The organism is Paracidovorax avenae ATCC 19860 (assembly GCF_000176855.2).
Lineage (GTDB): Bacteria > Pseudomonadota > Gammaproteobacteria > Burkholderiales > Burkholderiaceae_C > Paracidovorax > Paracidovorax avenae.
On sequence record NC_015138.1, the window covers coordinates 3,606,235 to 3,621,994 of the forward strand.

Annotated in this window: 14 protein-coding genes and 1 tRNA gene; 5 read left to right on the forward strand and 10 right to left on the reverse strand. The window is 67.3% G+C overall.

What is annotated here, in order from left to right:
* Nucleotides 1–28: 28 nt before the first annotated feature.
* Nucleotides 29–1,759, reverse strand: coding sequence for an ABC-F family ATP-binding cassette domain-containing protein (locus ACAV_RS15695; protein ID WP_013595558.1), 1,731 nt, complete (start codon nt 1,757–1,759; stop codon nt 29–31).
* Between the two features lie 236 nt (nt 1,760–1,995).
* On the opposite strand from ACAV_RS15695, the gene ACAV_RS15700 reads away from it, so the two are divergent.
* Complete coding sequence (locus ACAV_RS15700; RefSeq protein ID WP_013595559.1) at nt 1,996–2,625, forward strand: VOC family protein; 630 nt, start codon at nt 1,996–1,998, stop codon at nt 2,623–2,625.
* A gap of 66 nt (nt 2,626–2,691) precedes the next feature.
* Here ACAV_RS15700 and ACAV_RS15705 read toward each other — a convergent pair whose 3' ends face one another.
* A complete protein-coding gene (locus ACAV_RS15705) occupies nt 2,692–4,539 on the reverse strand; it encodes a M48 family metallopeptidase (RefSeq protein WP_013595560.1) in 1,848 nt (615 codons plus the stop codon).
* Nucleotides 4,540–4,781: 242 nt separating this feature from the next.
* On the opposite strand from ACAV_RS15705, the gene ACAV_RS15710 reads away from it, so the two are divergent.
* A complete protein-coding gene (locus ACAV_RS15710) occupies nt 4,782–7,667 on the forward strand; it encodes a valine--tRNA ligase (protein WP_013595561.1) in 2,886 nt (961 codons plus the stop codon).
* A 137-nt stretch (nt 7,668–7,804) separates the two neighbouring features.
* Nucleotides 7,805–8,692 (forward strand): UTP--glucose-1-phosphate uridylyltransferase GalU, encoded by an 888-nt coding sequence (galU, locus tag ACAV_RS15715; RefSeq protein WP_013595562.1) that lies wholly within the window; start codon nt 7,805–7,807, stop codon nt 8,690–8,692.
* 145 nt (nt 8,693–8,837) lie between these two features.
* On the opposite strand, the gene ACAV_RS15720 is transcribed toward galU, so the two are convergent.
* From ACAV_RS15720 to cysM, 3 genes are read right to left on the reverse strand one after another with little or no spacing between them, the layout of a single operon-like run.
* Nucleotides 8,838–9,065, reverse strand: coding sequence for a sulfurtransferase TusA family protein (locus ACAV_RS15720; RefSeq protein ID WP_011795115.1), 228 nt, complete (start codon nt 9,063–9,065; stop codon nt 8,838–8,840).
* Nucleotides 9,066–9,099: 34 nt separating this feature from the next.
* Nucleotides 9,100–9,714 carry an NUDIX hydrolase gene (locus tag ACAV_RS15725; protein ID WP_013595563.1) on the reverse strand — a complete coding sequence of 205 codons (615 nt, stop codon included), beginning with the start codon at nt 9,712–9,714 and terminating at the stop codon, nt 9,100–9,102.
* A gap of 23 nt (nt 9,715–9,737) precedes the next feature.
* Nucleotides 9,738–10,658, reverse strand: coding sequence for a cysteine synthase CysM (cysM, locus tag ACAV_RS15730; RefSeq protein ID WP_013595564.1), 921 nt, complete (start codon nt 10,656–10,658; stop codon nt 9,738–9,740).
* Nucleotides 10,659–10,701: 43 nt separating this feature from the next.
* Here cysM and ACAV_RS15735 point away from each other — a divergent pair.
* Nucleotides 10,702–10,786 (forward strand) — tRNA-Leu (locus tag ACAV_RS15735).
* Nucleotides 10,787–11,076: 290 nt separating this feature from the next.
* Here ACAV_RS15735 and ACAV_RS24675 read toward each other — a convergent pair.
* Nucleotides 11,077–12,048 carry a hypothetical protein gene (locus ACAV_RS24675; protein WP_013595565.1) on the reverse strand — a complete coding sequence of 324 codons (972 nt, stop codon included), beginning with the start codon at nt 12,046–12,048 and terminating at the stop codon, nt 11,077–11,079.
* A 503-nt stretch (nt 12,049–12,551) separates the two neighbouring features.
* On the opposite strand from ACAV_RS24675, the gene ACAV_RS25190 reads away from it, so the two are divergent.
* Nucleotides 12,552–13,496: an IPTL-CTERM sorting domain-containing protein gene (locus tag ACAV_RS25190; protein ID WP_013595566.1), complete on the forward strand. Its 945-nt coding sequence runs from the start codon at nt 12,552–12,554 to the stop codon at nt 13,494–13,496.
* A 48-nt stretch (nt 13,497–13,544) separates the two neighbouring features.
* On the opposite strand, the gene ACAV_RS15745 is transcribed toward ACAV_RS25190, so the two are convergent.
* From ACAV_RS15745 to ACAV_RS15755, 4 genes are all read right to left on the reverse strand, one after another.
* Nucleotides 13,545–13,772: a hypothetical protein gene (locus ACAV_RS15745; protein WP_013595567.1), complete on the reverse strand. Its 228-nt coding sequence runs from the start codon at nt 13,770–13,772 to the stop codon at nt 13,545–13,547.
* Nucleotides 13,773–13,812: 40 nt separating this feature from the next.
* Nucleotides 13,813–13,959 (reverse strand): hypothetical protein, encoded by a 147-nt coding sequence (locus ACAV_RS24915; protein ID WP_167539392.1) that lies wholly within the window; start codon nt 13,957–13,959, stop codon nt 13,813–13,815.
* A 417-nt stretch (nt 13,960–14,376) separates the two neighbouring features.
* Entirely contained in the window at nt 14,377–14,607 is a 231-nt protein-coding gene (locus tag ACAV_RS15750) for a hypothetical protein (protein WP_013595569.1), read from the reverse strand.
* Nucleotides 14,608–14,733: 126 nt separating this feature from the next.
* The gene (locus ACAV_RS15755) at nt 14,734–15,633 is read right to left on the reverse strand and encodes a LysR substrate-binding domain-containing protein (protein WP_013595570.1); all 900 of its coding nucleotides are present in this window, start codon (nt 15,631–15,633) and stop codon (nt 14,734–14,736) included.
* Nucleotides 15,634–15,760: the final 127 nt, after the last annotated feature.

The window sequence follows — 15,760 nt, forward strand, 5'->3', positions numbered from 1 at the left end:
CCGCAGATGGCGCCCGGGGCGCGCCCCGCTAAGCCACCGGCTCCAGCGCACCATCGAGGTTCCAGCGCCCATCCTCCCAGGTCCAGGCCACCTGCGGCGCCAGTGCCTGCAGGAAGTGCCGGTCATGCGACACGACCACCATCGCCCCGGTGAACGATGACAGCGCCTCCTGCAGCACCTGCACCGCGCGGGCATCCAGGTAATTGGAGGGCTCGTCCAACAGCAGCAGTTGCGCGGGCGCGCCACCCCACAGGGCACAGGCCAGCGCCGCCCGCACGCGCTCACCCCCGCTGAGGCTGCCGGACGGGAGCAGTACCCGGTCCGCATCCAGGCCGAGTTGCGCCAGGCGCGTGCGCAGTTCTGCCGTGGGCAGCGGCGATTCCGCCAGCGCGAGTGCCTCCATCACGCTGTGCTCCGGCGGCAACAGGCCCCCGGCATCCTGGTCCAGCCAGACCGCACGCACCAGGCAGCCAGCGCGGCCCGCCGCGGGCGGCACGTGCCCGGCCAGCATGCGCAGCAGGGTGCTCTTGCCGCAGCCATTGGGCCCGGTCACGGCGATGCGCACCGGCCCGCTCCAGACCCCGTCGAGCGGCGCCCGTGGCCCGAACGGCGGCACCGCCCCCTCCAGCCGCAGCACCGGCTTGCCTGCCGGAACGGTGCTGGCAGGCAGCGGCAGCACCACGGCCGCCTCCGGCCCCACCCTGGCGAATGCTTCGCGCACGGTTTCCTCGATCCGTTCACGCGCCTGCTGCCGGCGCATATCCTCCCGCCCCGCGTGCGCTTCGGCCTGGTCCTTCATGCGGTCCAGCACCAGGGGCGACTGGTTCGCCACCCGGCGTGCCGCGGCCCCGCGCGCGCTGCGCCGCGCCTGGGCATCCTGCTGGCGGCGCAGGTCCCGCAGCACGCCATCGCGCTGCACCCGCGCCTGCCGCAGGGCTTCGTGTGCGGCCTGGGTTTCGACCGCCTTCTGTGCGGCATACGCGCTCCAGCCGCCGCCGTACAGCCGCAGGCCGCGCGGTGACAGTTCCGCGATGCGGTCCGCGCACTCCAGCAGCGCCCGGTCATGGCTCGCCAAAAGCACGGCACGTGGCCCGCCACGCCCGCCCTCCAGCGCCTGCTGCAGCCAGCGCCGTGCTTCGCCATCCAGGTGGTTGGTCGGCTCGTCCAGCAGCAGCACCTCGGCCTGCGAAAAAAAGGCTCCGGCCAGCGCCACGCGCACACGCTCCCCGCCGCTGAGGCGGTTGGCATCGGCATCGCCCTGCAGGTGGCCGAGCCCCGCCCCCTCCAGCGCCTGCCGCCAGCGGGCCGGCCAGTCCCAGCGGCCGTCCGCCAGAAGCAGGTCCTCGGCGGTGCCCTGGCCGCACTCCAGCCTCTGCAATGCCTCCAGTTCGCGGTCGAGGCCTGCCAGCGCGGCCAGGGTCGCGCCCGGCGGATGCTGGCCCACGGACCGCAATGTCCCCGTGTACAGCACATTGCCGGAAGACGGCTGCAACGCGCCGGCCGCGATCGACAGCAGCACGCTCTTGCCCACGCCGTTGTCGCCCACCAGGCCGGTGATACCGGGCGGCAGGCTCAACGCCGGCGGCTCGTCCCACAGCGGCTCGCTGCCGGGAGGGCACCACTGCACCTGCCGCAGATGGAGTCTCGAGGCGGCCCCCTCCGCGCCATGGGAGGACAAGGTGGGGCCGGAAAAGGAAGAGGCAGCGCGCGATGCGCTGCGGGAGGAAAGCGGACGGTCGTCCGCATTGAAGGTCGCCATGCCGGGCACTCCAAGCCATCGTGATCTGCCACCCCGCAACAAAAAGGGGTGGAACGGATGGGAGGGAGCTCACAGGCGCATCGGCGGATACCTCGAAAGAGAAGCGTATGGACAACAGGCGGCCAGAAAAGGCCTTGGCCGCCGACTATACGTCCGCCCTGGAGCCTCACGCAAGTTGCTCTATATGAAACCAATTACGAATAGTACAATCCACCATCCATCCGAAGGAGACAGCCATGAGCGCACTGCCCCGCCCCGACCTGGCCACCCTGCCCCCGCCCGCCGCCGTGCAGCAACTGCACCACTACGCCTACCGCGCACGCGACGCGGAAGAAACACGGCATTTCTACGAAGACATCCTCGGCCTGCCGCTCTACCACATCATCCAGAGCGACTACGTGCCCAGTACCGGCGAATACTGCCCCTACACGCACTTCTTCTTCCGCCTGCGGGACGGCTCCTTCATCGCCTTCTTCGACCTGGGCGACGACGTGAAGCCCGATCCTTCGCCCAACACGCCCGCCTGGGTCAACCACATCGCCTTCCGAGTCGATACGGTCGAGGAACTCGAGAACACCAAGGCCCGCCTGCAGGCGCACGGCATCGAGGTGCTCGGCGTGACCGACCACCACATCTTCAAGAGCATCTATTTCTTCGACCCGAACGGCATCCGGCTCGAGCTGGCCGCCCAACTGGCCGACGAGGAGCACATGGCCAAGGACAGCCAGGTGGCCCACCAGCGCCTCGCCGAATGGACGGCCCGCAAGGAGCAATGGCGCCGCGAGCGCGCCGAAGGCAAGGCGGCGGCCCCGCTCAAGCCCCAGTCCAACGACCGGCCGGAGTACGTGCCGGGTACCTCCGCCTGAAACAGGCGCCAAGGCAGGCCAGCCGGCCTACCCCCGCCCTGGCATAGGCGGGACCGCAGCCGGAACTCAGCCTTCGGCCTGGTGCATGCGCATCACCTGGTGACGCTGCCAGTAGGCGTTCACCACGGCCTTGAACCGGTCCTTCTCGGACCGCATGCCCGCCAGCGCGATACTCGTCGTGCGGTGCCGCAGCAGGCGCTTTTCCGGGTGGGTGACCACCAGCGCGTTCGTGAACGCGCTCTCGCTGAACTGCAGCGCCTTCACGGCATCCCAGGGTATGTGCTGGTCGCCCCGCGTGGCCCGGATGCCATCGATGCTCACCTCCACGGCATGGCCGCCCTTGACCTCGAACGACTGCGGTGGAAAGTACTGCAGCACGATCGCCCGCTCCGCATCGTTCGCGGGCTCGTATCGGTAGGCCAGGCTGCGTTCGTGGTTCTCCGCGAAAGCCGCCTCGTATTCCGACCACAGCCGCGATTCGATCGCTTCGGCCGTGAGGATGTCCTGCGCCCAGGTGGATGCAGGCGCACGCCGCACGATGGCGCCATAGTCGGCTTCGGCCAGCGACACCCCCACGCGCCCGATGCGCTCGGGCATGGGCGGATGCGAATCGAAGGGATGCGGCACGCGGGCCGAGCGCATGGCTTCGGCAAAACCGGGTGACTCCGCATAGGGCCCGAGCCCCTGCGCGATGAAGCCCGCGATGCCCAGCGCCTGGCCGTGGCGCTGGTCCCGGCCGAACAGGTCTTCCTCGATGCGGTGCCGGTACTGCGCATAGGCGGCGATCTTCACGAGCGACCGGGCGATGCCCTCGGGCGATACCGCCTCCGCGGCCGTGCGATCGGCCCGGAACTCGCGCTCGCGGCTGTCCCGCGCGAGGGCGATCTCGAAGATGGTGCGATAGAGGGTGAGCAGCGGCGACGCCAGCGCCGACAGGCCGCCCTCGCGCACCGCATGCAGGTAGTGGTCGAACTGCACCAGTTTCGGCCCCAGGCGCGCGCTGCTGCGCGTATCGCCGCCGCCCAGGTGGGCCAGTTCGTGCGCCAGCACCGCGTCGGCCTCGTGCTGGTCCAGCACCCGCAGCAGCGGGAGGCTGACGAACAGCGTACGGCCCGTGAGTTCGCGCCCCTGCACGGTCAGGGGTGCCTCGGTCACGAAGAAATTGGCATCGATGCCGCCCACGATGTGGCGCGGAGGTTCCGTGCCCAGGCGCGCGGCCAGGGCACGCACCCGCTGCCAGAGCTGCGGTGCATCGGCTTCCTCGATGGTCTCGCCCGTCACCGCGTTGTCACGCGGCAGCCTGCGGAAGATCGCCGCCACGGCCAGATACACGGCCACCGCCATGCCCAGCGCCACCACGAGGATGAGCTTGGGCGAATACCGGTGGAAGAAGAACGCCGGCACCCAGAACGCGAGCCACGTGAGCATGGCGCCCTGCACGACCAGCGAAGCCGCGCTCGCCAAGGTCGTGAGCCGCCATCCCGCCACGAAGCTCGCATACTGCAGCGGCCGGTTCACGAACGCCAGCGCCCCCAGCCCGAGCGCGGCAAGCAGCAGCGCGGCGCCGGCCACGAGCGTCGCGGCCGACAGCCGGCGGGCCAGGTCGAATTGCCATCCAGGCGAAAAACGGCCGCACAGGCCCTCGCGCACCGCGGCGACGCGCGGATGCGTGTCATGGCAGGCGCCGGACGGCGGATGGCTGCGGAAGAACGCGCGCTGGGCCTCCTTCTCGGCCGCGGGCATCGACACCTCGGCATCGATGCGGCGCTCGATGCTCTCCAGGAAGCGGGCATCTTCCGTGCCCTGCACATGGCGCACGAAAAGCAGGGTTGCGGCAGGGACCAGGAAGAGGGAAAGCAGGGTGAGCAGGGCCACTTTCAGGAGGCCCTTGCGGAATGCGGAAGACGGATTCATCGGTACTGCGCTTTGTAGGAATGGTTTTCATCACCGGGCGGCCCCCTCCGGGCCGCCGCCGGTGGCGGAGCCGCGAATTATTCGCAGCCGGCGCAGTGCGGTCCACCGCCGGTACGTAACAAAACGAGACACCGCCCGCGGCGTGCCCCCCGGGGCCGGGCCCGTAGAATCCCCCGTTCAGTCCATTTCCCACGCGACAGCGCCTCTTTGCAGAGGCGCCGCACCTGCCCGTTTCCACGCCCATGAGCTCGCCCCTGCACCAGCCCGGCCTTGAAAGCCTGTCCAAGTCCTTCGAACCCTCCGCCCTGGAAGCCCACTGGGGCCCCGAGTGGGAGCGCCGGGGCTACGGCGCGGCGGGCTACCGCGGCACCGGCGCGCCGGATGCCGGCGCCGCCGCCCGCGGCGAGAACTTCGCCATCCAGCTGCCGCCGCCCAACGTGACCGGCACGCTGCACATGGGCCATGCGTTCAACCAGACCATCATGGACAGCCTGGCGCGCTACCACCGCATGCGGGGCCACAACACGCTGTGGGTGCCGGGCACCGACCACGCCGGCATCGCCACGCAGATCGTGGTGGAGCGCCAGCTGCAGGAACAGGGCGTGAGCCGCCACGACCTGGGCCGCGAAGCCTTCACCCGCAAGGTCTGGGAATGGAAGGAAAAGAGCGGCAACACCATCACCACGCAGATGCGCCGCCTGGGCGACAGCGTGGACTGGAGCCGCGAATACTTCACCATGGACGACAAGCTCTCGAAGGTCGTCACCGACACCTTCGTGCGCCTTTATGAGCAGGGCCTCATCTACCGCGGCAAGCGCCTCGTGAACTGGGACCCGGTGCTGCAGTCCGCCGTGTCCGACCTGGAAGTGGAAAGCGAAGAGAAGGACGGCTCGCTCTGGCACATCGCCTACCCGCTCACGGATGGTTCCGGCAGCCTCACGGTGGCCACCACGCGGCCCGAGACCATGCTGGGCGACGTGGCGCTGATGGTCCACCCCGAGGACGAACGCTATACGGCCCTGGTCGGCAAGACCGTGATCCTGCCCCTGGTGGGCCGCGAGATCCCCATCATCGCCGACGCCTACGTCGACAAGGAATTCGGCACCGGGGTAGTCAAGGTCACGCCCGCGCACGACCCCAACGATTACCAGGTGGGCCAGCGCCACGGCCTGGCCATGATCGTGGTGCTGACCCTGCAGGCCACCATCAACGAGAACGCCCCCGAAAAATACCGCGGCATGGACCGCTTCGTGGCCCGCAAGGCCATCGTGGCCGACCTGGAAGCGGCAGGTGCCCTGGTCGAGACCAGGAAGCACAAGCTCATGGTCCCCATCTGCACCCGCACCGGCCAGGTCGTGGAGCCCATGCTGACCGACCAGTGGTTCGTCGCCATGAGCGAAGTGGGCAAGGGCGACCCGACGGGCAAGTCGATCGCCCAGAAGGCCATCGACGCCGTGGCCTCCGGCCAGGTGCAGTTCGTGCCCGAGAACTGGGTCAACACCTACAACCAGTGGATGAACAACATCCAGGACTGGTGCATCAGCCGCCAGCTCTGGTGGGGCCACCAGATCCCGGCGTGGTACGACGAGGCCGGCAAGGTCTACGTGGCCCGCAGCGAGGCCGACGCCCAGGCCCAGGCCGGCGCGGGCGCGAAGCTCACGCGCGATGCCGACGTGCTGGACACCTGGTATTCCTCCGCGCTCGTGCCCTTCTCGTCGCTCGGCTGGCCCGAAGCGCTGGACGACATTTCCGCGACGAAAGACTACGACCTCTACCTGCCCTCCTCCGTGCTGGTCACGGGCTACGACATCATCTTCTTCTGGGTCGCCCGGATGATCATGATGAGCACGCACTTCACGGGCCGCGTGCCGTTCAAGCACGTTTACATGCACGGCCTCGTGCGCGACGCCCAGGGCAAGAAGATGTCCAAATCCGAGGGCAACGTGCTCGACCCGGTGGACCTGATCGACGGCATCGCGCTCGAGCCCCTGCTGGAAAAGCGCACCACCGGCCTGCGCCGTCCCGAGACCGCGCCCCAGGTGCGCAAGAACACGCAGAAGGAATTCCCCGAAGGCATTCCCGCCTACGGTGCCGACGCGCTGCGATTCACCTTCGCCGCGCTCGCCAGCCTGGGCCGCAGCATCAACTTCGACAGCAAGCGCTGCGAGGGATACCGCAATTTCTGCAACAAGCTCTGGAACGCCAGCCGCTTCGTGCTGATGAACTGCGAAAGCCATGACTGCGGCCTGTCGGACCACACCCAGGCCGACTGCGAGGGCGGCTACCTGCAGTTCAGCCAGCCCGACCGCTGGATCGTCTCCGCCCTGCAGAAGGTGGAGGCGGAAGTCGCCAAGGGCTTCGAGGACTACCGTCTCGACCACGTCGCCCAGGCCATCTACGAATTCGTCTGGAACGAGTTCTGCGATTGGTACCTGGAAATCGCCAAGGTGCAGATCCAGACCGGCAGCGAAGCGCAGCAGCGCGCCACGCGCCGCACGCTGATCCGCACGCTGGAGACCATCCTGCGCCTCGCGCACCCGCTGATCCCGTTCATCACCGAGGAGCTCTGGCAGAAGGTCGCCCCGGTGGCCGGCCGCGAGGGTGCGTCGGTCAGCGTCGCCCCCTATCCGCAGGCCCAGCCCGAGCGCATCGACGAGGCCGCCATCGCCCATGTCGGTCGCCTCAAGGCCCTGGTCGATGCCTGCCGCACGCTGCGCGGCGAAATGAACGTCTCCCCCGCCACCCGGCTGCCGCTCTACACCGTCGGCGACGCCGACTTCATGCGCGCGGCCGCGCCGGCACTGCAGGCACTGGCCAAGCTCAGCGAAGTCAAGGTGTTCGACGACGAAGCCACCTGGGCCGCCGCCGCACAGGCCGCGCCCGTGGCCGTGGTCGGCGAGGCCCGCCTGTGCCTGCACATGGAAATCGACGTGGCTGCAGAGAAGGCACGCCTTTCCAAGGAGATCGCCCGCATCGAGGGCGAGATCGCCAAGGCGCGCGGCAAGCTCGCGAACGAGGCCTTCGTCGCCAAGGCGCCGCCGGCCGTCATCGAGCAGGAGCACAAGCGCGTCGCGGACTTCGGCGCCACGCTCGAACGCCTGCGCGACCAGCTCGCGCGGCTGGGGTGAGGCAGGAAACCGCACCTCGTGGCGCTCCGCAATGGCGGGCCCTGCGGGTGTAACCAGGTGCAGTTTCAGTTGAAGGCCTACGGTGGCGCCCCCACCCTCCTTCGACAATGATCCAACTTAGAACCGAGGAATCTTCCATGAGCGACAACTCCGCGATCCGCAAAGCCGTCTTCCCCGTGGCCGGCCTGGGCACCCGCTTCCTGCCCGCCACGAAGGCATCCCCCAAGGAGATGCTGCCGGTGGTGGACAAGCCGCTGATCCAGTACGCCGTCGAAGAGGCCTATGCGGCCGGCATCCGCCACATGATCTTCGTCACCGGCCGCAGCAAGCGCGCCATCGAGGACCACTTCGACACCGCCTACGAGCTGGAGAACGAACTGGAAGCCGCCGGCAAGAACGAACTGCTGCAGCTCGTGCGCTCGGTCGCCCCCAATGACATGGACTGCGCCTTCGTGCGCCAGCCGCGCTCCCTGGGCCTGGGCCATGCGGTGCTTTGCGCCGAGCCGCTCGTGGGCCGCGAACCCTTCGCCGTGCTGCTCGCAGACGACCTCATGGTCGGCCCCCCCGGCGGCCAGCCCGTCATGGCCCAGATGGCGGCCGCCTTCCGCAAGCAGGGCCGCTCGCTGCTGGCCGTGCAGGAAGTGCCGCAGGACCAGGTGCGCCGCTACGGCATCGTGGCCGGCGAGCCCGCCGGCGGCCCGCTGATCCGCATCGAGCGCATCGTCGAGAAGCCGGCCCCCGAAGATGCGCCCTCGCGCATGGGCGTGGCCGGCCGCTACATCCTCACGCCGGGCGTGTTCGACGAGATCCGCAACCAGCCCCAGGGCGTGGGCGGCGAGATCCAGCTCACCGATGCCATCGCCCGCCTCATGGCCCGCGAAGCCGTCTATGCCTTCCGCTACGAAGGCAAGCGCTACGACTGCGGCAGCAAGGAAGGCTTCCTGGAAGCCACGGTGGAACTCGCGCTGCAACATCCCCAGGTGGGCGCCGCCTTCCGCGAATACCTCAAGACCGTGGAAATCTGAGCCGCTGCCCACGGCAGCCCTCGCTGCCATCGCAAAAAAGGCGCTCCCGGGAGCGCCTTCTTGCTTGTGGCGTCGCATCTCCGCAGAGCCGCTTCGCCGGGTCGCATGAACCCTTCGGGTGCCAGCACAGCCGGCACACGCACGTTCAGCGCCGCCGCAGCACGTGGGTGTATTCCTCGCCCGCCGTGCTCTGGTCCAGCAGTTCGTTGCCCGTCTGCTTCGCGAACGCCTGGAAGTCGCGCAGCGAGCCGTTGTCGGTGGACACCACCTTGAGCACCTCGCCGCTGGCCATGGAGGCGAGCGCCTTCTTGGCCTTCAGGATGGGCAGCGGGCAGTTGAGCCCGCGGGTGTCGATTTCCTTGTGGATGTGCATCGTCGTCGGCTTCCTGGCGAAGAGAGAAAGAATTCTAGAGCGGCCCGGGCTGCGGCTGCGCCAGCCCTGCTGCCGGGCCTGCAACGGAGCCCGCCTGCACCGGGGCGGCGGGTGCCTCGCTGCGCTGGCCCGGCCACTCCATGAACGTGGGCTCGATGCCGCGGCCGCGCAGCCAGTCGGCCAGCGCCTGGCCGGTGCCGGCGGGCCAGCACCGCAGGTTCTCCGGCGCGATCAGCCGGTAGTCCACCAGTTCGGGCGAGAGCCGCACCGTGCCGTGCGCCACCGCATGGTAGGCCACGATGACCTGGTTCATGCGCTGGAAGTCGTACACCCCGATCAGCGACAGCGCGCTCACGTCGAGGTTCGTCTCTTCCTTCACCTCGCGCACGATGCCTTCCTGCGGCGACTCGCCCGCCTCCATGAAGCCGGTGATCAGCGCGAAGGCCTTGTGCTCCCACGCCGCATTGCGCGCCAGCAGCACGCGCCCGTCCAGTTCGACGACCGCGGCCAGCACCGGCGTGGGATTGTTCCAGTGCGTCCAGCCACAGGCGGGGCAGCGCAGGCGCTGCCGCTCCCCGCCGTCCTCCAGGGCCGTGACCCAGGCCAGCAGCGTGGCGCACTGGGTGCAGAAACGCGGTTCGGAGTGCATGGTGCAGTTGCCGGCCGCGCCCCTCAGGCGGGAAACACACCCGTGGACAGGTAGCGGTCGCCCCGGTCGCACACCACGAACACGATGGTCGCATCCCGCTCGCGCCGCGCGATCTCCTGTGCGGCCCAGCAGGCGCCCGCCGCGGAGATGCCCGCGAAGATGCCCTCCTCGCGCGCGAGGCGGCGGCACATGTCCTCGGCATCGTCCTGGCCGACATTGATCGTCTCGTCCACCGCACGCGGATCGTAGATCTTGGGCAGGTATTCCTGCGGCCACTTGCGGATGCCCGGAATGCGCGAGCCTTCCTTGGGCTGCGCACCGATGATCTGGATGGCAGGGTTCTTTTCCTTCAGGAAGCGCGACACGCCCGTGATCGTGCCGGTCGTACCCATGGCGCTCACGAAGTGCGTGATGCGCCCGCCCGTCTGCTCCCACAGCTCGGGCCCGGTGGTTTCGTAATGGATGCGCGGGTTGTCCGGGTTGGCGAACTGGTCGAGCACCACGCCCTTGCCCTGCCGCACCATGGCCTCGGCCAGGTCGCGTGCGTATTCCATGCCGCCGCTCTTGGGCGTGAGGATCAGCTCCGCGCCGAACGCCTTCATCGTCTGGGCACGCTCCACCGACAGGTCTTCGGGCATCACGAGCACCATGCGGTAGCCCTTGATCGCCGCCGCCATCGCGAGCGCGATGCCGGTGTTGCCCGACGTCGCCTCGATCAACGTGTCGCCCGGCTTGATCTCCCCGCGCTCCTCCGCGCGCCGGATCATCGACAGCGCGGGCCGGTCCTTCACGGAGCCCGCAGGGTTGTTGCCTTCCAGCTTGCCCAGCACGACCGTGCCGCGCTCGGCGTTCTCCCGCGCGCCGATGCGCTGCAGGGCGACCAGCGGCGTGCGGCCGATCGCGTCTTCGATGGTGGGATACGTGGGGGAAGGGGTGGTAGCCATAGCCCCCTACTGTGCCATAATCCCGGGCTTCCTTCTTCGCGTCGCCCGGGTGGTGAAATTGGTAGACGCAGGGGACTCAAAATCCCCCGCCGCAAGGCGTGCCGGTTCGATTCCGGCCCCGGGCACCATGGCTCCGAAGCTATGGATCTAGCAGCTTCTGGTGAATTGTCGGCTCATGTATTGGCGCAATGCCAGTCGTTGAGCAGGTTGAGAGAACCCTCTGTGCGGCCACCAAACGCCTGAGAGCCCTGGAAGCATTCGGGCGGTTCGCGACAGTACTTCAGCGGCATCAGCAAAATCCCACCCCGCGCGCCACTCGCTCTGCCGTCACTGCGGCAACACTTCAAATCGCCCGCCGTCGCGCCCGACTCAAGAAAAAGCCCACGATGAGCGGAGCGTGCGACAGGCGCGGCAAATGTCAGTCGGTCATGATGTGGCTGGTCAATCCCGTGTAGGTGAAAGCCATATGACCGTTCTTGTCCAAATTGGATCCGATACTGATCTCACCGCCCGCCACGATAGTATTCAAACGAAGGTAATTGAAATCCAATGGCGGAAGCGAACCGTTGTATGAAGGCTTCGAAGTAAAATCATTGTAGAAATTAACAATATTCTGCTTCGTCATGCAAAATCCGAACCATCTCTCATCAGAGAACTTGGATGTCGTAAAAGTCGCGGATCCTCCTGAAGTAGTGATGTACCGATCACCCCCAAAATAGGTCGCACCAACTGCCCAGCCAGTAGCAGGATCCACAAACGTCTGATCTGTAGCGTTCTTGTTGTCGAATATCAAGGCACCTACAGCAAACAGGGAGCCCGGCACACGGGCGTCAGACAGAAGATAGGTTACCCCGGTCTGATTATTGGACCCATCACCTGTCCAGCTGGAGGGAACGGTGGACGTCACACCCATGCACAACCGTGGGTTCGGTCCTTGTGCGTCACTCCACGGGCGAATGTCCTGATCGAAGGCGTGCTGGAAATTGATGGTTTTCAGCTGTGGCTGGTGCGCCGAGGCCAGGGGCGCGGAATACGTGTGCAGCTGAGCGCCGAACTTATAGCCGCTGACCTGAATGGCTGTTGAGCCGTTCCAGCCCGCCGAAACCGTTCTTTCCCTGTTTGCTTTCACAGCGCCACTGTTGTACACACCAGTAAAATCACCTACCTCCCATGCGGGGATCTGGTTGGTATTTCCGACATTGAATGTAAGTATGCTGGTCCCCAGCACAGCTTGACCCGGATCATTGTACATGTATGGAGCAATACTATCGATATACTCCTGCTGATAAAGAAATGTCGTGCCTGCCGTCGCCATTGACGCCGCCAGCGAAATTCCCACTGCAAACATTTTCCTGCTAGCAGACACGGTAGATTCGATATTCATTGCCATAGAGACCTCCTTGCGACTTGGCGAGAGATGTTAGCAGACAGTGCTTTTCCCAATCCGACAAGCAGGATACCCGGCTGTATCCACAGATTATTCGACCGCTGAGCCAACTGCTTTTACTGTCCAGTCATCCTCACCAACTTACCAACATGGATGGGGCCAACGCGGTCATCTAGCCGTGGCGCCGGTTGCGGGCGTTTGACTGCCAGCGGTCTGGAGGGCGCCGGCGATCGGTGGGCGCGAGCAGCACGCGCCCCACCATTGCGACACCGAGGTCTGCCACTGTTGCGTTTGGCGCCTGCTCAGGCAGGCAGGCAGGCAGGCAGGCAGGCAGTGTCCATGGCTAATTCGCGGGCAAATGCGGCTTGGCTTGTCAACGGCGGCTATCACTCACGGCCGGTCCAAATTTTTGGAATCAGCCAAGCCGTTCCTCCACTTCGCTCCAATCAAGCACAAAATTCACGACAATCAATTGCTTCAAAACGTATCAAAACAAAGCTCTCCCCATGACCGCTGCCGTTCTTCACAAACCTCTTGCGGCCGTCGCGCCCTTCTGCCACGCGATCGCCGCCAGCCTCTTGCTTGCCGGAACCGCCTTTGCCGCAACCACGACCTTTTCCACTCCTGGGGCCGCGACCTGGACCGTGCCTGCCGGTGTGACCAGCGTGAACGTGGTCGCCACGGGCGGCGGCGGCGGCGGCGGATATGGAGCAGCCGGTGGTAACGGCGGCGTGGTGACCGTGTCCCTGCAGGTCACCCCCGGCCAGACACTGAACATGTTCGTCGGCGGCGGCGGTGGGCGCCGTGCTTCCCAGGGGGGCGCCGGCGGCGGTTCATCCCAGATCGATCCGGGATCGGCCAACCAGATCATTGCCGGCGGCGGCGGAGGCGGCGGTGGCTCGGGCGGAAACGGAGGCAACGGCAACGGAGGTGCCGGCGGCAACGGCGGGGCAACGGGCGGCAGTGGTGGCAGCAACGGTATCGGCGGTGCCGCCGGAACCAACGCTTCCACCCGAACCTGCCCGGTGGGTACGGGCGGTAATGGCAACGGTGGTGCCGGCGGCACCGGCGGCTTCGATCAGAACGCGACGGCCGGTGCGGTCGGCGGATCAGGCTCCGGCACCGGTACGGGGGGCACCGGAGCGACGGGCAGCAGTTGCGCCAGTGGCGGAGGCGGCGGGGGCTATGGCGGTGGCGGAGCCGGCGGCGCAGCCGGTGCGGACGCAGGTGGAGGCGGCGGTGGCAGCGTCGGACCGAACGGCGCGGTCATCAGCGTGGCCAGCAATGCGGGTGCGACGAATACTGCAGGCGGTAATGGATCGATCGCTCTGACCTATGCGGATGCAGTGGCAACGCCAGCTCCAATTCCCACCCTGTCCCAGTGGGGTCTGGTGCTCATGGCGGGGCTGCTCGGCCTGTTCGCTGCAGGCACGATGCGCCGCCGTCGCTGAAGCACAAGCGTGGAGCGCCCTGCCGGGGAAAGCGTGCCGGCAGCCCGTTCACCGCGACCACTTCCGCTCGGCCTTCGGCTCCACGGTGATGTCCACATGCTTCTGTACTTCCGGCCGGCCGGTCCGGGGATTGGTGTCCACCACATCCTCCAGCGTGATCTTGCTCACCTCGGCCTGGGTGTCTGACTCCAGGTCTTCCAGCACCTCGCCCACCCGCTTCTCTGCGGCATCCACCTGTTGCTGCGTGGCGGGAGACGGGGTGGTGCGGGACAGCATGGCGGGTTCCTTGGAGGAGTGGCGGAAGGTATCGGGGCCGTCAGGGCCGTGCCTGTGCAACCGACGAAGAGCCCTGCAGCCATCCGCAATGCGGAGGCATGTCGGCCGGCTCCGGCGGCGGCGCCGGAACGTCGGGCTCGACAGGCTGGTCGCCCTTGTCGGCAGGAGAACGGTGCAGGGACGGCATGGGGGAGTGGAAATGGGAGGAGCGACGGCGCCAGGGCCTGCTCAGAAGCCGCTCATGACGGATGCCGCGAAGTAGGCGATTCCCAGGCTGGAGAAAAGCACGAATCCGGCCACGACAGTCAGCATTTCTTTCATGTTCGTCCTTCAATGGCGGAACATTGCCGGCCGGGACCATGCTGCCCGAACCGCTTTCCATACGGCCCGCCGCGGGACGATCCGTCACCGGGCCTGGCCATTTGTGTTCAATCTCTGGGCACCTGCCGGAGGAGGGGAACAATTCCCGTCTCCTGCAGGCACAGCCGCTACTGTATGAAAACCCCGAATTCCGCGGTGTAGGACGAATGCCGGTTCGGTGTCGGACGGATGGGCGGAAAAAGAAAAGCCGGGGCGTTGCCCCGGCCTGACACACGGCGGAGGGTCAACCTTCCTGGCGGCGGATGACTGCGCGGCCGCTGTCGGTAATGACCAGGTCGCCGGTGGCGTTCTTCGCGATGTAGCCGCGCTCGTAGAGGCGACCCGACAGGTGGTGGCGCAGGGCCTCCGGCACGCTGATGGCGCGGCCGATCTCCAGTTGCTTGAGGGCTTCGAGTTCATCGACCGTAGGATCGAAGTGGGGGGCGTGGTAGGTGCCGCTCGTGTGGTTTTGCATGTGCCGGTACTCCTTGTTGTGACGATGGGCAGGGAAACAGAGCCTGCAAGCGCCTGCTCTACAGCAGGTAGGGCACAGCCTAGCCCGGGGTGGCGGCCGATGCAACCGGACAGGACGCCGCCCGGGTCAAGTCGCGGCCATGTCCTGCAACCACGCGCCGAAGGCCGCGACGACCGGGGGCGGGGACTGCGCGGGGGTGACGAAGTAGTAGCCCCGCCCTCCCCGCGGCGGACGGTCGCAGGCCGGCACCAGTTCGCCCCGTGCACGCTCCGGCTCGATCAGCATCAGCGGCACCAGCGCCACGCCCAGGCCGTGGGCAGCCGCCACGGCGGACATGGAAAAGAGTTCGTAGCGCGGACCGTCCAGGGCATGCTGGGGCGCATGCACCCCCATGGATTCGAACCACTGGCGCCATGCCAAGGGCCGCGTCGTCTGCTGCAGCAGCGGCAGTTCAGCCAGGGCTTCCGGCGCCAGGGGCCGGCCCCCCGGCAACAGCGCCGGACTGCAGACGGGCGCCACGTCCTCCTGCAGCAGCCACAGCGCCTGGGTACCGGGCCAGTTGGCCACCTGCTCGGGCGTGCCGGCATAGAGGGCCGCATCGAAGCCCGCGTCCGCGAAAAGGAAGGGGCGCACCTGGGTCTCGATGTGCACCACGATGTCGGGATGGCGCGCGGCCAGTTGCGGCAGGCGGGGCACCAGCCAGCGGGTGGCGAAGGTCGGCACGGCCGCGAGGCGGATCGAGCCGCCCTGCCCCTGGTGGGCCATCACGTCGAGCGTGTCGCGCTCCAGGCCTTCGAGCCAGCGCCCGACCTGGGCGGCATAGTGGGTGCCGGCAGGCGTCAGCGCCACACCGTGGCGGGTGCGGCGGAACAGGGCCACGCCCAGGAATTCCTCCAGCGCCATGATCTGCCGCGACACGGCGCTTTGCGTGAGGAACAGCTCCTGGGCCGCACGGGTGTAGCTTTCGTGGCGGGCAGCGGCTTCGAAGCAGGCCAGGGCCTGGGTGGACGGCAGGATGCGGCGCATGGGGGGATGCTACACAGATATTCCATCGACTCATGTCTGGATGCAACTTCATCGCTTGCTGCAGCCCGTCCGCAAGGCATAGCATCCAGGCATTCCGAGTGACATGCCGAACCGGCAAATCACATCT